The sequence below is a fragment of the Paenibacillus sp. JL3B1040 genome (assembly GCF_057063165.1).
Genome location: NZ_CM169317.1, coordinates 2,795,742 through 2,816,260, shown reverse-complemented (window position 1 = coordinate 2,816,260; position 20,519 = coordinate 2,795,742). Strand labels below are relative to the sequence as shown.

Annotated in this window: 16 protein-coding genes and 1 pseudogene; 5 read left to right on the top strand and 12 right to left on the bottom strand. The window is 47.0% G+C overall.

Annotated elements, in window-relative coordinates; translation table 11 throughout:
* Positions 1 to 89: 89 nt before the first annotated feature.
* Both ACZF99_RS12635 and ACZF99_RS12630 read right to left on the bottom strand, forming a co-directional pair.
* The gene (locus ACZF99_RS12635; protein ID WP_483606408.1) at positions 90 to 383 is read right to left on the bottom strand and encodes a hypothetical protein; all 294 of its coding nucleotides are present in this window, start codon (positions 381 to 383) and stop codon (positions 90 to 92) included.
* Positions 377 to 1,330 (bottom strand): IS110 family RNA-guided transposase, encoded by a 954-nt coding sequence (locus tag ACZF99_RS12630; protein WP_483606406.1) that lies wholly within the window; start codon positions 1,328 to 1,330, stop codon positions 377 to 379. The genes ACZF99_RS12635 and ACZF99_RS12630 overlap by 7 nt, the downstream gene beginning before the upstream one ends.
* A gap of 352 nt (positions 1,331 to 1,682) precedes the next feature.
* Between ACZF99_RS12630 and ACZF99_RS12625 the strand changes: the two genes are divergently transcribed.
* Positions 1,683 to 3,920: a heavy metal translocating P-type ATPase gene (locus ACZF99_RS12625; RefSeq protein ID WP_483612282.1), complete on the top strand. Its 2,238-nt coding sequence runs from the start codon at positions 1,683 to 1,685 to the stop codon at positions 3,918 to 3,920.
* A gap of 134 nt (positions 3,921 to 4,054) precedes the next feature.
* On the opposite strand, the gene ACZF99_RS12620 is transcribed toward ACZF99_RS12625, so the two are convergent.
* Positions 4,055 to 4,426, bottom strand: a complete 372-nt coding sequence (locus ACZF99_RS12620; RefSeq protein ID WP_483612280.1) for an ArsR/SmtB family transcription factor — start codon at positions 4,424 to 4,426, stop codon at positions 4,055 to 4,057.
* Positions 4,427 to 5,044: 618 nt separating this feature from the next.
* Here ACZF99_RS12620 and ACZF99_RS12615 point away from each other — a divergent pair.
* Entirely contained in the window at positions 5,045 to 6,217 is a 1,173-nt protein-coding gene (locus tag ACZF99_RS12615; protein WP_483612278.1) for a bis-aminopropyl spermidine synthase family protein, read from the top strand.
* Between the two features lie 198 nt (positions 6,218 to 6,415).
* Positions 6,416 to 7,486: a tyrosine recombinase XerS gene (gene xerS / locus ACZF99_RS12610; RefSeq protein WP_483612276.1), complete on the top strand. Its 1,071-nt coding sequence runs from the start codon at positions 6,416 to 6,418 to the stop codon at positions 7,484 to 7,486.
* A gap of 223 nt (positions 7,487 to 7,709) precedes the next feature.
* Here the strand turns inward: xerS and ACZF99_RS12605 are convergent, their stop codons facing one another.
* The 3 genes from ACZF99_RS12605 to ACZF99_RS12595 all read right to left on the bottom strand — a co-directional run bounded on the left by ACZF99_RS12605 (position 7,710) and on the right by ACZF99_RS12595 (position 8,746).
* Positions 7,710 to 8,291 carry a TetR/AcrR family transcriptional regulator gene (locus ACZF99_RS12605; protein WP_483612274.1) on the bottom strand — a complete coding sequence of 194 codons (582 nt, stop codon included), beginning with the start codon at positions 8,289 to 8,291 and terminating at the stop codon, positions 7,710 to 7,712.
* A 25-nt stretch (positions 8,292 to 8,316) separates the two neighbouring features.
* Complete coding sequence (locus ACZF99_RS12600; RefSeq protein ID WP_483612693.1) at positions 8,317 to 8,454, bottom strand: ester cyclase; 138 nt, start codon at positions 8,452 to 8,454, stop codon at positions 8,317 to 8,319.
* Between the two features lie 139 nt (positions 8,455 to 8,593).
* Positions 8,594 to 8,746, bottom strand: a complete 153-nt coding sequence (locus ACZF99_RS12595; protein ID WP_483612272.1) for a hypothetical protein — start codon at positions 8,744 to 8,746, stop codon at positions 8,594 to 8,596.
* 208 nt (positions 8,747 to 8,954) lie between these two features.
* Here ACZF99_RS12595 and ACZF99_RS12590 point away from each other — a divergent pair.
* Positions 8,955 to 10,198: pseudogene (locus ACZF99_RS12590) on the top strand (MFS transporter).
* 362 nt (positions 10,199 to 10,560) lie between these two features.
* Here the strand turns inward: ACZF99_RS12590 and ACZF99_RS12585 are convergent.
* The 6 genes from ACZF99_RS12585 to ACZF99_RS12560 form a co-directional block, all read right to left on the bottom strand.
* Positions 10,561 to 13,119: a helix-turn-helix transcriptional regulator gene (locus ACZF99_RS12585; RefSeq protein ID WP_483612270.1), complete on the bottom strand. Its 2,559-nt coding sequence runs from the start codon at positions 13,117 to 13,119 to the stop codon at positions 10,561 to 10,563.
* 181 nt (positions 13,120 to 13,300) lie between these two features.
* On the bottom strand, positions 13,301 to 14,815 hold the full coding sequence (locus ACZF99_RS12580) for an extracellular solute-binding protein (protein WP_483612268.1): 1,515 nt from the start codon (positions 14,813 to 14,815) through the stop codon (positions 13,301 to 13,303).
* Positions 14,816 to 14,867: 52 nt separating this feature from the next.
* A complete protein-coding gene (locus ACZF99_RS12575) occupies positions 14,868 to 15,746 on the bottom strand; it encodes a carbohydrate ABC transporter permease (RefSeq protein WP_483612266.1) in 879 nt (292 codons plus the stop codon).
* Positions 15,747 to 15,821: 75 nt separating this feature from the next.
* Entirely contained in the window at positions 15,822 to 16,802 is a 981-nt protein-coding gene (locus tag ACZF99_RS12570; protein ID WP_483612264.1) for an ABC transporter permease, read from the bottom strand.
* 379 nt (positions 16,803 to 17,181) lie between these two features.
* Positions 17,182 to 18,297 carry a glycoside hydrolase family 88 protein gene (locus tag ACZF99_RS12565; protein ID WP_483612262.1) on the bottom strand — a complete coding sequence of 372 codons (1,116 nt, stop codon included), beginning with the start codon at positions 18,295 to 18,297 and terminating at the stop codon, positions 17,182 to 17,184.
* A 30-nt stretch (positions 18,298 to 18,327) separates the two neighbouring features.
* Positions 18,328 to 19,473, bottom strand: a complete 1,146-nt coding sequence (locus tag ACZF99_RS12560; RefSeq protein ID WP_483612260.1) for a DUF2264 domain-containing protein — start codon at positions 19,471 to 19,473, stop codon at positions 18,328 to 18,330.
* Positions 19,474 to 19,586: 113 nt separating this feature from the next.
* Here ACZF99_RS12560 and ACZF99_RS12555 point away from each other — a divergent pair, with 113 nt between their 5' ends.
* Entirely contained in the window at positions 19,587 to 20,375 is a 789-nt protein-coding gene (locus ACZF99_RS12555) for a helix-turn-helix transcriptional regulator (protein ID WP_483612258.1), read from the top strand.
* Positions 20,376 to 20,519 lie beyond the last annotated feature (144 nt).

Sequence of the window (20,519 nt, the reverse complement as noted above, 5' to 3'; positions counted from 1 at the left end):
AAAATCAAAGTGGGTGAGAACGCCGAAAATATGCACAACAAAGTAGGGCTACCGATTCGGCAGTCCTAGAGGGGTGGTAGATACGGATGTTATGCAGTACGAGTCACAATGTAACCTTCAGCTTCAAGCTGCTTAATCATTAAAGATTGTTTGCGCTTATGACTCTCGGATTTATAGCGGTCCAAGTAATCAGGGCCAATCTCCAAATAAGGACGTTTGTGGAGCAACATGTGGTAGATAATGCGTAACAACGTATGACCAAGTGCAACTAGGGCTTTCTTCTTGCCGAGGCGTTTCACCCACGACCAGTACCTTGCAGACAATCGTGTGTTTCGTGTCATGGAAGCAGCCCACGCACATTCGCATAGCACAGCTTTTAACATGCTGTTTCCGGATCGGGCTCGTTGCCGTTTTTTTTACCCGCACTTTCATGGTTTCCCGGACTTACACCGGCCCATGCGGAGAGACTGTGTTCATTCTTAAATTGGCTCATGTCAGTGCCAATCTCAGCAAGAATGATGGAGGCCGCTTGTTCGTTAACGCCGGGGATGGTCACAAGAAGATCCACTGCTTCCTGTTTTGTAGCAAGGCGTTCTCGAATTTCTTGCTCTACATCTTTAATGGACTGTTCGATGAACAAGAGATGGTTCCAAGACATGCGAATGAGATCCCGATGATGCTTGCGAAGTCTGCTGTTTAGGGATTGAAGAAGCTTCGGGGATTTATGCTTGAGTGTTCCTTTCATGTGCTGCTCTAGGAACGACAGAGTGATGACCTCACCGTCAACGACCTTCTGCAGTAGAATGCGTCCGGATGTACCGAAGATATCTGACATATGCGTCGTCAGTTTGACGTTGGCATCTTGGAGAAGCTTATGGATTCGATTCTTCTCTGCGGTGGCATCGTGAACAAGCTTCTTGCGATAACGAGTCAGATCGCGCAATTCCCGGATTGCGATCGGCGGTACGAAACTTCCTTCAATCAATCCGCAACGCAAAAGCTTAGCGATCCATTCGGCGTCCTTCATGTCAGTCTTCCGACCGGGTAGATTCTTAATGTGATGGGCATTCGCAAGTAACAGTTCGAGTTCAAAGGCTTCGAGGACGTTCCACACGGGTTTCCAGAAAACGCCCGTACTTTCCATGGCGACATGCGTGCACTGCATGTCCGTTAGCCACTCGCCAAGAGAAAGCAATTCGTCAGTCATCGTTCCGAACGTACGAATCTCCATCTTGGGAGACTGATCTAGTGTCCCGAATAACACGCAGGCGACAACCGTTTCTTGATGGACATCCAGACCGGCACACCGTTCGAGAATGGCTTCCATCATGAGACTCAACTCCTTTACGGGATTTATGAACCAGCGGGACAACCTGAATCATGAAATTTTTTTATCCGGACTCTCGGTCCAATAGCCTGTGCTTCGAAGGTTGTCCATTCAGTTTTGTTTTCGGGGTAAGATCCACCGCAAAAAGCCTGGAACTTGTGCTGGTAATTTAAGTATGCAAGAAGGAAAGAAAAAAGGCTACGACGAAATTTTCATCATAGCCTGTGACCGGGACGGTCATGAAAGTTTTGTTTTATCGAGAGTCCATATTGTTGACAACGGTGAGAGAGGAGGAATATACTACATATGAACACGTGCTCATATGTAGTTCTTGACGAAGGGATGCGACTGGAATATGGAAGCCGGGATTACTGCGGTTAAGCGAAAATTGGTGTTGGAGGGTCTGGATTGTGCGAACTGTGCTTTAAAAATCGAGAACGGTGTCCGGAAGATTGACGGGATTTCGGCTTGTTCGGTGAATTTTGCAAACAAAACGTTGACCATGGAGATGTTGTCGTCAGACCGTTCGGATGACATTCTCGAGCAGACGAAGAAGAAAATTCGCACACTTGAGCCGGGGATCAAAGTGCTGGAATATGGAGTGGCTGGATTGCAAGCGGAAAGTCAAAAGGGAGGGACCGCCCAACATCATCACGCTCATAATCATGACTACAGCCATAATCATAGTGCCGAAGCGTCGGAAGATGGACACGGACATACCCATAACCATGGTGCGCAAAATACCAAAATCATGGTCGCTCGTTTGATCGCGGGTCTTGCCATTGGAGCGGCCGCATTCGCGTTATCTCTAAGCCGGGAGCTTGAACTGCTCCTGTTTCTGGCCGCCTATTCTATCGTGGGCGGGGATATCGTGTTCAAGGCCCTGAAGAATATTGTAAGGGGTCAGGTGTTCGACGAGTACTTCCTCATGTCGATTGCGACGGTCGGCGCTTTTGTGATCGGGGAGTACCCCGAAGGTGTAGCCGTCATGCTCTTTTACCAAATTGGCGAACTGTTTCAAAGCATTGCCGTCAATCGGTCGCGAAAATCGATCAGTGCTCTGATGGACATTCGACCGGATTTTGCCAATTTGAAAGCGGGCGAGGAGATCAAACGCGTGAGTCCGGAGGAAGTGCGGATCGGCGATTTGATCATCGTGCGGCCAGGCGAAAAAGTACCTCTTGACGGTAAAGTTATCGAGGGGAATTCGGCCATGGATACCTCGGCGTTGACTGGCGAATCCGTTCCGCGCGAGGTGGCTGCCGGCGATGACGTGCTGAGCGGATTTATGAATAAGAACGGGGTTCTGACGATTGAAGTCACGAAGGAATTTGGGGAGTCGACTGTTGCCAAAATTCTCGATCTCGTCGAGAATGCAAGCAGCAAAAAGGCCCCGACGGAAAACTTTATTACGAAGTTTGCACGTTACTATACGCCATTTGTCGTCATTGTCGCTGTTTTGCTGGCTGTTTTGCCCCCGCTGCTGTTCAGCGGCGAGACCTTCTCGGATTGGGTGTACCGGGCTCTGGTGTTTCTGGTCATTTCCTGCCCTTGTGCCCTGGTGGTTTCAATCCCGCTCGGATTCTTCGGCGGCATCGGCGCTTCCTCCAGGAACGGCGTTCTCGTTAAGGGCAGCAATTATCTGGAAGCGTTGAATGACGTCAAATACGTAGTCTTTGATAAGACGGGGACACTGACAAAAGGCGCATTTAAAGTAAACGGGATTTATCCGCAAAACGGATGGACCGAACAAGAGCTGTTACGCCAAGCCGCTTATGCCGAAATGCACTCTACCCATCCGATTGCCCAATCCATCAGGGAAGCTTACGGACAAGAATTGAATGAAGGGTTGGTTGAGAGTTACAACGAAATATCGGGGCACGGCATCCAGGTTGTCTTCGAGGGCAGAGAAGTGCTGGCCGGGAATGCGAAGCTTATGAAGCAAGAGAATATGAAATTCACCGCACCAACCGAGCTGGGCACCATCGTGCATATTGCGATCAACAAACAATATGCCGGTTATTTGGTTATTGCCGACGAGGTCAAAGCGGACTCGGCACAAGCGATCCGTTTGCTGAAAAATCTCGGCGTGAAGAAGATTGTTATGCTGACGGGCGACATCAAGGCAGTGGGGGAAGCCGTCGGCAAAAAGTTGGAAGTGGACGAGGTCCGATCCGAACTGCTGCCGCAGCATAAGGTCGAAGAACTGGAGAAGATCGACCGCCAAAAATCGAGCAAAGAAAAGATGGTGTTCGTCGGCGACGGGATCAATGACACCCCGGTGTTGGCCAGAGCCGACGTCGGCGTGGCCATGGGCGGACTTGGCTCCGACGCGGCCATTGAAGCCGCTGATATCGTCATCATGACCGACGAACCTTCCAAGCTGGCTTCCGCGATCCATATTGCCAAGAGAACCCGGCGGATCGTATGGCAGAACATCTTCTTCGCGTTGCTCGTCAAAGCGGTCTTTCTGCTTCTGGGCGCCTTCGGGATTGCCACGATGTGGGAAGCGGTATTCTCGGATGTAGGCGTGACGCTGCTCGCTGTTCTGAACGCGATGCGTGTATTGAAGATCAAGCCTAATTGGGCTTAAGGGGATTTGGATGATAAACCATCGCTGGAATAATATCGTAAAATCATGCTTGAGCGTAAATGAACGCAAGGACTGTCCCGCAAGCCATTGAAGATGGCGCGAGGCAGTCCTTGTCATTTGCGGCACACCCCGCATTATCCATGGTTCGTGTGCTGGAGGGTTTGCAGAAAGATTTGTTCGATATGCCCGTCGTCGAGTGAATAATAGACGGTTTTCCCAACCTTACGCCGTTTAACGATTCTGAGATTGCGCAAATATCGCAGTTGGTGAGACACGGCAGATTGCCCCATGTTGAGGAGTACTGTCAGGTCGTGTACGCAAAGCTCATTTTTTAGCAGGGCGCTGATGATTTTGACGCGCGTCGGATCGCTGAAAGCCTTAAACCAGTCAGCAAATTGAACCGCTGCTTGGTCGTCGATAAGTTCTGCCTTGATGGCATCCAAATCCGCCGTTGTTCCCGCGCAGTTCGTTTCGCATTCTTCAACCGTATTTATAGACTGTGTCATTCATGATCACCCTTCTGTTGGTCGTTTGTATCATTATATCAAAAAGAAGAGGTTAAACGAAATTATTACAATTAAGCCACTGTTGTCATCACAATAACATAGAAGGCTGTAACGGGCAAGACGTTGAGTGAACTGGTAAGATACGCATTTTGTTTTTTGGGAACAAGTAGAATATGGCTTTCTGATGATTTTTTGCTTGACTTACAGGTTAAGACTGGATTAGTATGTAGTTATCTTCCATGAAGGAGAAGTTTTTATGTCCGGGGTCGTTCTTAACTAAGATAATTCCATAATTAAGCACCTAATATGCCTGGCTTTCTGAAGACGGTTCAGAGTTTTTTTTGCATCTGGCTAAATGGGGCTTATGGATTTAGTTAAGAACAGCGGATACTCTCCGAATTTGGAGTTGTCTTGATATGTCGATCGTATATCCGCGCTGAGTTCAGCGTGGATTTTTGCGTTTTCGGCATATGGGACAATCGCAAAAGAGCGGGCGTGAACGGATGTTCATGCACCGCTCTTTTATTTATTTTGAACGAGGAGTGATCGGAATGAAACAAATTGTACGCCCTGTTATGCCGGCAGTTGGAGGAGGATATAAAAAAAAGGAGCGATGGGATGAAGACCTTGATTGAACAAGTATCTGAACGGATTCAGCTACAAGAAGGGACAGTTGCTTTGGAAAGGCTTTTATTGGAATGTTATCTGAACCCTGGCATCTCCACTAAAGCTTTGGCCATCAAATGCAGCCTACCTGTCCCTTTGACAGCAGCGATCAAAAGAGAGTTTGTGCGGGCAGGCGTCTTGGCTCAGGACCGAGGCGTCCGTTGCACCCCCAAAGGAGAGGCCTGGGCAGAATGGCAACAGGGATACCGGGGAATGAATAAATCCCTTTACCATCAACTTGTCGCCGAAAGTAGGGCAGATTGGGGCAAAGAGGTTCAATGTATGCTTAGAGGCCTTGAAGAAGATTATGCTTCAAGACCTCAGGCCAATGTACAACTGGACCAGGCCAAATGCACGCCTGAAACGAGCCTGAAGCGGGCGGTTTTGTGTCTTCGTGAACGAGCCTTGATCGGTAAGAAGATAATTTGCATCGGCGATGACGATCTTGTCAGCGTTGCGGCCGGCTTTTTGTTAAAACGCTTGTTTCCGGATTCGGAGCACCGAGCAACCGAAATTGTGGTTGTGGATATCGACACGAGATTTCTTCACTATATCGAGGAATTGGCGGATACGTATCACCTTCCCATCCGTTGCAAGACGTGGGATTTGCGCGAACCTTTGCCAGACGATCTGCAGGGCAGGTTTGACTGTTTTTTTACGGATCCGCCTTACACTATGCACGGTCTGTCTTTGTTTCTTTCCCGAGGGCTTAGCGCGCTACGCAAAGAAACGGGATTGCCAATCTTTTTGTCCTTCGCCCATAAACCACCAGGGTTTACCTTGGCGATGCAACGAGCTTTCGTAAATATGAATCTGACCGTCAGTGCCGATTATCCCCAGTTTAATATCTATGAAGGAGCGGAATCGATCGCCAATCGGAGCCAAATGATCGTTTTGCGTACAACCGATCAAAGCACGCCGGAAGTGACGGACAGTTTCAGAGACGTGCTGTATACTGGCGAGGTAAACCAAACTCTCCGCACCTACCAATGCAAGCGGTGTATGACACAGGTGAAGGTAGGGGAGCGTGGGGAAATCTCTACGGTTGAACTGCTCAAAAGCAACGGTTGTCCGAAATGCGGGAGCTCGATTTTCAAAATCATCTGCAAAGAGAAACTGAACTAGGGGAAAATTCGGCTTTCTCTAAAAGTATAAGCAGTATCTTTAAAACAGCCATTAGAGACATCTCTTTTGGCTGTTTTTTGTGAATGGGGACAATGATGGCGGCCAAAAGTATTTATTACTCTCATTATTACGTAAAATAATAATTTGACGAAATTATAGAATTGGATTATTCTAGAATTAGGAGGTGCGCGTTCGGAAATGGATAAAACGACGAAAACGCATTATATGAGCCGTATTGATGAGAAATTATCGGATTTGCCTTGGTACGTTGCCGAATATATCGATACGCGCAAACGCAAGTTATCGCACACCACATTGTTGAATTACTGCCACGATTATATCATCTTTTTTGATTGGCTCGTGGCCGAGCGTTTTGCAGCTTCCAGTCGTAAAGACGTCGAATTGTCGGTCCTCGAGAAACTGACTGTCCGTGAAATCGAAAGCTTCCTGACGTTTCTGGAATATCAATTAGGCAACTCGAAATTGACGATTAACCGGAAGCTTTCCGCGCTTAAGTCATTGTTCGATTACCTGCAGAACAAAGCCGAAACCGCCGAACTTAAACCGTATCTTGAGCGTAACGTGATGGCCAAAATTGAATTTAATGCCATGAAAGAAACCCAGGAAACGATCGCCAATCGCATGGAAGGCAAAATCCTGCGGGCGGACGATTTTGAATTGTTCCGACAGTTTGTCGCCTATGATTTTGGTGCGCAAAACCGCGACAATAAGCGGCTCCATCAGTTTCACGAGTTTAACCGCGAACGCGATACGGCGATCGTTTCTTTGATTCTTGGATCCGGATTGCGTTTATCGGAAGTCGCCGGCATCAACCTGGAGGATCTCGACATGAACAAAGGTTTGGTACGGGTCATCCGTAAAGGCAACAAGGAACAATACGTATATTTCAGCGAACAAGCGAAATCGGATCTGGACCAATATTTAAAGGTTCGCGAAGCCAGGTATAAACCGGAGAAATCAGAGACGTTTTTGTTCATGGCGGCGCCAATCGGTCGCAAAGGCAAAGACAAGCGATTAACGCCAAGATCGATCGAAAAGCTGATCGAAAAATACGCAGCGGCGTTCGGCAAACCGGCACTAACGGTACATTCGTTGCGGCATTCCTTTGCGACGCGTTATCATCAGGAGAACAACGACGTGCCGCGTCTAAAGAATCAATTGGGTCATTCGTCAATTCAAACGACGATGATTTACACCCATTTAACGGATGAGGAAATGCGAATTGCCGTTAATAATATGGATAAATAAAGACTTGGAAACAAGTGCGAAAAACCGGAGAAAACGGGTCCTGCCTTGTTTCCGCTAGACTTTTTCACAAAACCCGTATTATGTACATATGTCTATATTAAGGATTCACTTCATTTATTGCACTCGTTTAGTTTGGTTCTGTAACTTTTGTACCTTGCCCTCTTGTTGTATAACTAGCTATTTATCTATATGAAAAAGAAATAGACCACCCTCACTGCTGAATTTATTTTAATAATGATAATATCATCGTTACAGAATTATCTACAAATGAGCGCTCCGGACGGGATTTCATTAACACTGTAAGTCCGATTAATGAAACAACTAGTGACTGTGCTAACATTTTAGCGTTTAGACTGCTTTTGAGCTCTCCTGAGTTAATACCTGCTGCAATCGTTTCTTGAAATACGACCGAAAGATACATCTGATGTTCCCTTGTAAGGATTTCAAATTTTTCATCGTGAGGAGCAAGTTCTACCATTGTATTAATACAAAAACATCCCCTACTCGGACTTTCTTTATATCCCTCTTCCACCAATTCTTCAAAAAATGTGCGAAATGTTTCCTTTACAGGTTGATTGTTTTGAAGTTTTTTTCGAATGTCAGAAGAATGTAGTTTTATATATTTGCGCAATGCGGCTTCAAACAATTCCTCTTTGTCTCCGAAAGCTGAGTATAAACTTGGTCGTTGTATCCCCATTTTGTTTGTCAAATCGTTTAATGAGGTAGCCTTATACCCCTTCTCCCAAAAAAGCCACATAGCATCATCTAATGCTCTTTCCTCATCAAATTCACGTTGTCGAACCATAAAAAATCCCTCTTTTCAAAAAAATTCAATGATTCCGATTTGTAGGTAGATAACCCTCATACTCTCCAATATGCATTCCCGTCTGCTTCCATCTGACATAAACTTTTTGATTTTGAGTAATAAATTCTTCAATTTCTATTTTGAAATTCCCCCATGAGCCCATCATTTCTCTTATATGATCAGCATAATTCCTAGGTGACCTTATAATTGTTACCATGTTTTATGAATTCATTTGATGCGCTCTAACCTCCTTCGCCATAAAAACCTCAGCTCTTTCGGGATTACAACCTGATCTGACAATTTCAAAGAAGCTTTTTAAAATCTGTTCGTTTGATTTTAGCAATTTTGGAGGATGGTGAATCACCCATAGTTGTTTCACTTAATTCGTTATTTCCTGATGATTGATTTGATTCATCTATTGTCCCTTCCGTGTCAATTTTCCGAATTCGAGTCATAGATAATCCCCCCTTTATATACTGATTGGTATATTATAATCTTATTAAATCAAAGTGAATTTGTCAAAAAGTAATATTTTTCCAGAGAAAGTATTCGAATTCAGTACAAATCACTTGACAATATAACTTTATGTTAGCTATATTTGTTGCGAATCATTTATACTCATCGGTATATTATACTGTTAAGTATACAAAGGAGATGTTAATAATGGGGAAGGTTAAAGAAAAAACAACAATTGTTGCTGAACATCACGATGATCAGTTACAATCAGGATCCAGCACAACCATGTCTCGCTATATGGCACTGTTGTTTGCAATCGCCTGTGGGATGGCTGTAGCAAATATATACTTTGCCCACCCGTTGCTTGATGAACTATCGTATGAGTTCAAGATTGATCACTCAACTATTGGCATTATAATTACAATCACTCAAGTTTGCTATGCACTAGGATTACTCCTACTAGTTCCACTTGGTGATTTATTGAACCAACGGCGACTGATTATTGGCCAAATGCTAATATCTGTTGCCGCTCTCGTTGTTATTGGTTTGGCCCACTCGAGTACAGTACTTTTTATAGGTATGGCTGTGGTAGGAATGCTTGCTACTGTAACACAAACACTCGTCGCATACGCATCGAGATTGTCTGATCCTGCAGAGCGCGGAAGTATAGTAGGCTTCGTTACTAGTGGAGTTGTGATAGGAATCCTTCTTGCCCGAGTATTTGCTGGTATTTTGACAGATATAGGTGGTTGGCGTTTAATCTATCTTACGTCTGCCGCACTTATGCTCTTCATCGTTAGTTTATTATACAGAAAATTACCAAATTCAAAACGCAAACAAACATCGATGTCCTATCCCAAACTATTGCGTTCCGTCCTTTTGTTATTCATACAAGAAAGGATCCTACTGGTTCGTGGAATACTGGGACTGTTAATTTTCATTTCCTTTAGCATTCTGTGGACTTCATTGGTACTGTCTCTTAGCTCAACACCACATTCTCTTCCACATTCTGCTATAGGTGCATTTGGTCTTGCTGGAGTGGCTGGAGCATTAGCTGCTACTCGAGCAGGGCGTCTGGCTGATCAAGGATTAGGGCAGCGAACAACAGGCATCTCCCTAGCTTTATTGTTAGCATCATGGTTCCTAATCAGCTTTATCGATCACTCCCTGTTCGTATGATCATTGGTATTATCCTTCTTGACTTCGCTGTGCAAGCCGTACATGTCACCAACCAAAGTATGATTTTTAGAGTACGTCCTGAAGCGAGAAGTCGACTTACTGCTGCTTACATGATTTTTTATTCTATTGGCAGTGCAACAGGTTCAATTGCTTCAACCAATATTTACGCAATTTTTGGATGGAACGGAGTATGTCTATTAGGTGCATCTGTCAGTGCTTTCGCCCTTTTGTTTTGGGCACTAACGTCCAGTCTGAATAAGCAAGAGAAATAAGAACATTTTTAGTTTTTTATGATTCTGATGACTAGGTTAGTTCGCTTATACTAATGAGTGCTTAGTGTAATAGGATGCTGACATGGGGAGAGCCGGAATTCCTTATGAATGGAATCCGGTTTTTTTGTTTCTTGGTTATCGTACGATATCAAAATGCTGGCGGGAACCCCCATTAAGCTTTGTCTGTTAGTGGCTCAAAAAAGAAGGAATTCTTGCCGTGCCCCTTATTGTGTTGTGCTTAGGAGTCGTGTTCCAGCACGGCGCCTTACTTATTCTTACCTCAGTATAATTCTATTTATTTCACAAGCCTTGCTTTTCCCCGGCTGGATACCACAATATCGAGCTCCTCCCAATGGCCCAATTTATCCGTTTTTCTTCATTCGGTACTGCCCGGGCGTCATGCCTTTCTGCTTGCGGAACAGCCGGATAAAATACGAGGGATGATAACCTACCGACTCGGCGATCTCGTTCACTTTGAGATCGGTCGTGCACAGCAGCTCACAGCCCCGTTCAAGACGAAGTTCCATCACATAATCGACGAAGTTTTTCCCATAGGCCTGCTTGAATGAGCGACTGAGCGTATAAGAACTGACGCCAAAACGTTCCGCACAGCTCTCCAGAGAGAAATCTGCCGTATAATCACGTTCGATCTCCTCCTTGACTCGTTCGGCGAGACGATCAGCATACAGCCGATCGCTACCGTCGATCTCGCGGCCATAAGGTTCCAATACCTGTGTACGCATAAAGGCGGCCATTGCTTTGGGCTGGCGTATAGTGGCAAGACGTTCATACAGTCCCATAAAGTCGACGTGCTCGGATGGAGCGCCGTTCTCCATCATCGTGTGCAGCAGACTGCCGAGCAGATGCAAAGTCAGATTACGCATTTCCGACTTCGAGGCCGCTCGGCGTGCCAGCTCATCGATAAATTCATCCGTCAGCCGGGCCGCTTCCTCGATTTGGCCAAGCTTGACACTGCGGAGTAGCTCACGTTCGAGCTCGAATGGATAAGTGCTCTGCCCATCTAGATCCGGCATCCATTCATCCAGATGCAGAACCCGACAATCTTCGTCATGCTGAATATGGCGCAGCGCAGCTCGCAGAGAATGAAGCAGCTCCGGCACTTCCCGAATTCCGGAAGCACTGCCTGTGCACACTAGGGTCTGCAGCCGCAGCACAGAGCGTATCGTACCTGCCAACTCTCCCGCCAGCGCTTTCCCCAGTACGTTCAGCCGCTGTACAGCGCCCTCTTCATTTGCAGTATCCCCTTGGATCTTTTCGGCTGAACTTTGCAAACCGTGCATATGTTCTCGATCCGTCTCGGCTGTCACGCCGCTTTCATCCATGGAATAAGGAATCAGCACGGCAGCGGTCAAATCCTGAAAATTTACAACGATTGCACGTTGGGTACGCTGCTCCACAATTTCACGGGCTACGTTGGCGGCAGCGAACGTCATCAGAAGTTCATCTTCTTCACGGAACTTCGATTCCGGTGGTGATAGCACGCCAACCTGCAGCAAGAAATCTAACATCCGCTCGTCGGGATGGATCGACCATCCGAATCTTTCCATTCGCGACAGCAGTTCTCGCTCGCTCAATGTCTGATAATGCCCCTGCATCAGCTGCATCAAAAAGGCCGATCTCAATTCGGGATACGTGTGTTCAAGCCGGGCTTCGGCTTCTCTTTTGGCATCGGATAGACCGCGCCAACTCGTCTCGATATAGTCCAGCTCGTCGTAGGGATGCATATTGTTCTCTATTCCGGTACCGTCAGGTCCGTTTTTGGAACGCTGGCTTATGCTGATTTTCCGCAGCAGTCCGCTCAGGCCTATTTCTTGTTCAGGTGATTCTGCCGTCCCGACGGCCCTGTCCCCCGAAGGCTGACCGAGCGCCGGTGAAAACTGGCTGCCTAGGATTTGTACCAATCGACCTATCGGCCGGTGCAATCGATGCGAAGCCAACCAGGCGATCAGCAGCGCTAGCAGCATACCGGCCAAACTCACGGAGAGCAGCGAACGTGAGAGCAGCACGACAGGACGAGTTAGCGTTTCTAAAGGCGACACCGTCACATAAGTCCATTCAACCCCCGGACGATGTAGTTGGCTATGGGAAACGGAGTAGGTTTTGCCCTGCCATTTGAACAGATAAGAGCCCGGTGTGTCCGAGACCTGAGTTCGAAGCTCCTCACGCAGCGCGGATTCGAAAGTCGGGGTTCGCATCGGATCATCCGACGGCACATCCGACATGCGGATCATGGGTGGTCCGGAACTTGCATATAGAAACGAAGCGCCTTTATCATCGAACGATACCCGGCGCATCCGTTCTTCAATTTTATCTCTGTCCATGTTCAATAGAAGAGCTCCGTAAGGATCTCCGTAAGCGGGCAGCTTCCGGACTAATACGACCTCTCCGTTCTCGGAAGCCGTCCAACGAAAATTATCCAGCCAATACAAAGCGGACGGAGCATCAACAATACTATGAAACCGCTTACTATCTTCTGTGAACGAGATCTTCCTTAAACCTTCCGTATCCGACAGCAAAAGCGGCTCGTTACGAGCAAGCAGCAGCTGTGCGTCTTTCAGCTCCGGATAAGACGCTTTCATCAGTCCCAGAAAGCGATACAGCTCCTGGGTTCTCTGGTATTCCAAACGAAGATTTGCTCTTCTCAGATCACCGTCAAGTCTCGGATCTAGCGCCCAACGGGCCGCAGACTGTTCCACCTGCACGAACAGTTCGTCCATGCTTTCTGCCGAGCGTTTAACGAGTGCCCGGTGGCTGCTCATCACCTCGCGTTCGATGTGCTGCGTACCGAGCACATAAGACGAGAAGCCGATAACCGCTGTTGGGATACTCGACATGCACAGTGCCAGGATCAGGCTGTAACGATAAAAGCGTCCTCTTCCTTCCCGGCTACGACTCGTCAACCGAAAATTTAGCCAGCTTCGAATATCAGTCACTCCTGCTCCCCCTTCTTCTCTATACTATTAACAGTCTACATAATACACTACATAATTGTATAAGAAAGGGAACATATACAATAGAGTCCCCGCTTCCGGAGACTCCCTTGTTTACATGCACCATTTGCGGAATAATTCAGACTGCCGCTTATTGCTCCGCTTGACGGTCGGCATAAGCCTGATTCAGCTCGTCCGTAATTTTTTGCAGATCCGAATCGTTTTTCAATTTCTCAACAAATTTGTCCCAGTCCGACAGCGACAGCTTGCCGAGTATAATCTTGGTTTTCATATCCTGAATATTCTTCGCCAGCTCAGGTCCCACCGAAATATTCGTTTCCGAATACAATCCAATCGCTCTGTCAGGAACACTTATTTCTGCACGCTCGTCGATGATCTTTTTGTTCCGTTCAAAAATCTCCAGCGGCATACCGCCCCGATACGCGCGCATGTATTTGTCGTAATTCATGAAGATTTGGCCAAGCGCCTGCGAGCCGACGATATCGGTCTTGGCCTTCTCCGTCGCCATCTTGATTCCGTTCTCTTCCGTATAATGAACACCCTCCAGACCGTAGCTGGCCAGTGTTCCGCCTTCTTCCGACGCGCCGTAGTCCATCAGTTCAAGCAGTTTTTTCATTTTTTCTTCCGATACCGTTTTGGGAATCACAAACATCCCGAAGAATCCGCCGTCTTTGTTGTTCCAGCCGTTCATGGAGACAAGCGGCAGAAAATCCGCGTCCGGGTTGCTCTTCAGATTCGCTTCCATTGGCTCCCACGCCGCTTCGACGGTGTTGACGGCAGCGCCCGCACGGCCCGCATTCAGCTGATCCTTGGTCTGGCTCTCTTTCAGAACGGCGAGATCTTCCGAGATCAACCCTTCAGCATAAGCTTTGCTTAACCATTCCAGAGCATCGCGCATTTCCGGCAACAGGTTAACGTTGACCAGCTTGCCGTCGACATCTTTCCAATCTCCGGTATTTTGCGTGAATGCGCTGACGATTGCCCCATAGCCGCCCATATTACTTTGATTGACCAATCCTGTGAATCCGATCGTATCGTCTTTACCATTGCCGTCCGGGTCGTTTTTCGTAAATGCTTTGAGCACTTCGTAAAATTCGTCTGTCGTTTCCGGAATTTCCATGCCCAGATTGTCCAGCCAGTCTTTACGCAGGAACAGGAATGGACCTCCTTCAACCGGACGTACCCGAGGAATCCCATAATTTTTGCCGTCGGCCTGCTTGGTGTTGATCCAGGACTCTTTCGGAAACCCAGACAGGTTAGGGTAGTCTTGAATATAAGGCGTCAGATCCCAGAACGCACCCTGCTTCACCATAGTACGTACCTGAGCCGAGAAAGGATCGTCGACCAGCATCAGATCGGGAATGTCACCCGACGCCAGCGTAACGTTGACCTTGTCGCCATAGCTGTTCGGTGATACCCACGTGATATTGAGGTCGGTATTCGTTCTCTTCTCGATCTCTTGAGTGATCACATTGTCTTCTCCGGGCGGTTCAGGTGTAAAATACATCGACATGATACTGACCGGCATCGGCTTTCCATCTTCCGGCACGCCGGTTTCCGCGTTTTGACTGCCGCAGGCCGCTGTAACCAGAGACAGCGCCATAATGGATGCAAGCCCCAATTTCGCTCCTATTCTTTTTCTCACTTGAATCTCCCCTTTTATTCGGATATATAATTCAGCTTGCCTGTACCAGCGCTTACTCTTTCACCGAACCAACCATCGCGCCTTTTGCGAAATGTTTTTGCAAAAATGGATATACCATAAGGATCGGAACAGTTGCGATTACAACGGCGGCCATTTTCAATGTTTCCGACGGAATCTGCTGCTCCGCGGTTATCTCGACCGCTGCCGTTCCTCCTGACGCCGTCGACGAGTCGATCAGCATGTTTTGCAGCAGGACTTGAAGAGGCTGCTTGTTGAAATCGTTGATATAGAGCAGCGCGGTGAAGAAGGTGTTCCAGTACGCTACAGCGTAAAACAGGCCAAATGCGGCCAGCGACGGCAGTGACAGCGGCAAAATGATACGCCACCAGACTCCGATATCGTTGCAGCCGTCAATACGGGCCGCTTCTTCCAGGCTGGACGGGATACTGTCAAAGAAACCTTTCATCAATAATACATACCACCCGCTCGTTAGCACCGGCAAAATCAATGACCAGGTACTGTTGATCAAATGGAGATCGCGGATTAACAGGTAAGGTGGAATAATACCGGGATTGAAGAGCGTTGTCAGCAGAATCAACAGCATCATCACCCGCCGCCCCTGCAGTCGTCTCCGAGACAGGGCATAAGAAAGACAGGATGTTACAAATAAGCTGAGCATCGTGCCGACGGTAGCCAGAAACGCACTATTGCCGATTGCACGCGTAAAAGAATTGGTGGACAACAAATACCGGTAAGAATCGAGACTCCACTTTTTCGGGAAAAGCGTCGCTTTGTTGCGAATGAATTCTGCCGGGTCACTGAACGACACGACCAGCACGTAATACAAAGGAAACAACGTGACCAGACCGATTACAGTTAGGAAAAACAGATTAGTTGCATTGAATAGACGATCCTTTTTGGACTGGAGCATAGGAAACCCGCCCTCCTTTCTTTTCTTTACTCCGGTTGGAACTTATGAACCTTCCTTTTAATAAACATCGTCTTCTTAATAAACACCGTCTTCGCCGAATTTCTTGGCTAACTTGTTCGCTCCGATAACGAGGATCAGGCCTACAAACGATTTGAACACGCCGACGGCAGTACTGAAACTGAGTTGTCCCTGCTTGATACCTAGCCTATAAACATAAGTATCGAATACATCTGCGACTTCGGATACGGCGCCGTTCATCATCAGGAAGACTTGCTCGAAACCGACGTCCATAATATGTCCAATCCGCAGAATAAGAAGGATGATGACGACCGAACGGATGCCCGGCAGCGTAATATGCCAGATCTGCCGCAAGCGTCCCGCTCCGTCGATCTTCGCTGCTTCGTTCAACTGCGGATCGATCCCGGCCATCGCGGCAAGGAACAATACCGTACCCCAGCCTGCATCTTTCCATATCGACTGGACGGTCAACAGAATCCAGAAGTAATTGGGATTGGTCAAAAAGTCGATCTTGTTGAAACCGGCTGCTACCAGAAGTTGATTGACAATGCCTTCGCCGGTAGACAGAAGAAGAAACGTAATACCAACGATAATGACCCAAGACAGAAAATGCGGCAGATAAACAATCGACTGAATCGTTTTGCGGAACTTGTTGCCGCGCAGCTCGTTCATCATGACCGATAACAAAATGGGCAGCGGGAAGAAAAAGATGAGTGACAGCAAATTGATCGCCATCGTGTTTCGGAACAAGATCAGAAAGTCGGGATTCGAAAAGAAACGGATGTAATGTTCGAAACCGATCCACGGACTTGCCCACATCCCCTGATAAGGCGAATAATCCTGAAACGAGATCAAGATACCCCACATGGGCACATACTTAAATAGGATAAAGAACACGATGCCCGGCAGCGCAAGCAGATACAAAAAGCGATCGCGCTTTACGCCTTTCCAGATACTTCGTCTTCGCTCCGCAGCCTGGCTCTTCTTGTAATCGCTTTCTATTTTTCTATTGCCGGCTGTGTCCGTTCGGGAAGCCATCCCCTACACCTCCATCTGCTGGTTTACCGTTCACCCGGATCATCCGTGTTCAGGTCTGACCGGGAGCGGTTAATGTCAGCATAGGGGCTGGGGCAATTTCCGGCAACCAACGCTTTTTGCAGCAATCTATGTAACGAAGTAAAGGCATATCATATGTTGTGTGCGCTAAAGAAAACCAAGAAGGAAAAGCTCAAAATATAAGCTGACCCTGATAAGAATTTCTGGCAATTGACTTTTCTTGCAAGCGCAATCCATTCGCTCAACGACGCGTGGTGGGCGAATCCGTGGATAAGTTGTTCCCTTTCCAAAATGAGCAATAAAAAAAACTCATGTTGGCTTCGCTTCTCAGCAGAAACCAACACAAGCCTATTTATTTGCTTTACCAGAAGCGATTCCGGTTACCCATCAATAAGGAGATTCCTTCCGTAAAGTAATAATCCCCGTAAATCAATGGGACATCGACATTTTGTTTTTCGGGGTAATGACTCGTTCCGTGTAAAATAAGACCTTCCTCCGTTTTCGATTCCCAGGCTCCATAATTTGTATACAAAGAATGGAGTATTTTTTTCGCGCTTTCGCTATAGATCCTTGCCTCATCTCCGTCAACCTGTTCTGCTAAAAGCAGAAGCCCACAAGCTGCGCAGGCTCCAGCCGATGAGTCACGGACCGTACGGCTCTCTTCAGACGAACGGAAATCCCAAACCGGAACATAATCTTGTGGTAAATTGGCTAAGAAAAATTGAGCTGTTTTTTTGGCGCCATTCAAGTATTGTTGGTTGCCTGTGTAATGGTAGCTCAGGCTCATTCCATAGATCGCCCATGCCGCTCCACGTGACCATGCTGATTCAGGTGAGTAGCCTTGCCCTCCCTTCACTTCAAGCTTTTCTCCGGTTTCAGGGTCAAAAGATACAATATGGGCAACCGAGCCATCCGTCCGATAAAAATGCTTTAACACGGTATCCGCATGATTGGTTGCGACGTGCTTGTATCGCGGATCTCCTGTTGTGTTTGACGCCCAATACAGCAGTGGCAGATTCATCAGACAGTCGATAATGGCCCAACCTGCAACATCTTTACCATTCCACGCACGGATGAATTTCCCTTGGGAGTTAAAACGCGCAGCGAGAAGGTTGGCGGCAAGTAAAGCCCTTCGCTTCGAATCATCTGATCCTAAAATTTTATATCTTGCTACGCTTGTTAAAGTCCACATGAAACCAATATCGTGATCTATTTTATTCGAATCGGTCAATAATACATCCAGCTGGCGTTCGCATGATTCTGCGGATGCTTTCAAATCCTCATCTTGCGTATCCTGATAAATAAGCCACAGCAATCCAGGCCAGAAGCCAGCAGTCCACCAGGAGGCTGGTTCCAATCGGTATTCTCCATTTTGACTTGCATGTGGGAATCCATCTCCGATACGCTGATGAACATGCTTCACCTTTGCCTTCGTTTGATTCCATGCTTCTTGCACCCAATTTGATTCAACCGTCATCCGTAATCTCTCCCTTCTTATTGTAAGCGCCTACATTTCACCCGGGATTGCTTTATCTATTTGAACTGTTCCACCAGACCATGCTTTCAGCGCAGTCCACTCTGCCTCTCCTTGCCAGAATTCAGCTTCCGGTGATAGCCCCAACGCTAGAAATACCGTCGTACACAGATATAAGCTGCCTGTCGAAATATACCCTTCTCCAATTTCAGGTTGGCTGCCGGCAAAGCCAATGCGAAGCCAGCCGGAATCATCGAATGTACCCGGCATCTGAATCTGCTTCCTGATGACGGCCGTAAGTGCGCAACGGACTTGAGCTGGTAACAGTCCTTCCGGGAGCTCTTCCCTAAGTGACATTAAAGACAGATGCTGGAATGCCCCGAAACGATAAGCAAGTGATCTGCCCAGTGGCGGGAAGGTCCCTTCAGGTGATATTAACCGTTCCAAAACGGCAGCATAACGTACGGCTCTTTTCAACACCTTGACTTGCAGTGTAGTCCAATCTTCAAATTGATCTCCTATTGCATCCAATATATCGACCAACATGGGCTGAATGACAAAGCTGTTGTAATAATCCCAGTGGAACGCAGGCCCATCTCCGTACACCCCGTCCCCTTTGTACCATTGCTGATGTTGTCTTAAAGCATAATCTACACGCACACGATCCCAATCTTCTACGCCCATACGGAACAGAGCGGCTTCAATCATGGCGCTAAATAAGAGCCAATTGCTAAAAACCGGACGGATCACCCGCGTAGATCTCAAAGCTGAAATCAGATTTGCTTTCACTTTATCATCAAGCATGGCATACAGCTCGTTTGGAGCACGGAGAACGGCGTTGGCAAGGAAGGCTGCGTCAACTAAAGGCTGTCCTCCTTTTGTGAAATTCATATAATCCGGGGAAGCTGGATCAGTAGCCGCCTCGATGGCTTGCCTCGCCATCACGGCCATGTTAGATCGAATTTCTCCTTCCTCTCCAGAACGTGGTCCATGTTCGAGCCATGGTGCCATTCCGGCTAAGGTACGTCCGAATGCTTCCAAGTATGTGTAATTGGACCGATCACCTTCTCTCGCTTCGATAGGCATCTCTAACACCATCCGACGTTCCGATAATGAATGTAGAACAGGCTGCGTAATTCGAACTAAGGTATCCACCCAAAACTTCCTATCGTCCCCCATGTGTTCTCCTTTCATCAAGATGTAGTTTTTATATTAGTATAGGTCGTTGTATAATCCTCCACAATAAACTATAATCATCAAAAACTGATATATTGTGCTGGGAGCGTGAACGGATGCTGAAATTAATTTCATGCGGTTTTCATACCATCCACCATGAAGGAATTAGAAGAAATCGTCCGAAAGGTTCTGGTCATTACACTTTTGTATTCTTTAATAGCAATGCAGAGTTGAAGTTGAATGGGCAAACATTGATCGTCGAAAAGAATACTTTTGTCTTTTTTCAACCCGAGACTCCCCATGCTTACTGCGAAATAAAGAGCCCTTTCATTAATGACTGGTTTCATTGTTATGGCGAAAATATGAATGAATTTCTTGCAGAACTAAACTTCCCTCTGGACACTCCAATTGAAGCATCTGATCCGCTACTGATTTCCAGGTCCATCATGGAACTACAGAATGTGAACCGGCTTAACGGAACGTTGCGTGAGCGTATCATAGACTGCGATCTTCGGTCCTTTTTCATGAAATTAAGTGATTTGCGGGAACGAACGGCTCCTCATCAACTCCATCGTTATTACATCCGATTTAACGAATTACGTAATGAACTCTATCGCTCTCCTCACCAGAACGTTTCTGTAACTGAACTGGCTGCACGTTTAAGTTTGAGTAAATCTTATTTCCAACATATCTACAAGCAGTTATTTGGTTGCTCTGTAATGACCGATATGATTAACGGGAGGCTAGAGCACGCCAAATATCTTTTGGATCACAGCGAGATGTCAATAAATCAAATTGCTAGCACCTGTGGTTACGAAAATGACACTCACTTCATGCGTCAATTCAAAAAGTTTGTTGGCATGACACCAAGGCAATATCGATTTAGAGATGGTTCTTGTCCTTGACTCGGGACTAGAACTTGTACCGATAAAACAAAAAAGCCGCTAATAAAGCGACTTTCAATGGGTCTATGTTCTTGTCCTCCGACACCCGGGCATACTATACATTACTGCAGTTGATTCTGGACTTAAGTCGAGGCCCGCTCCCTG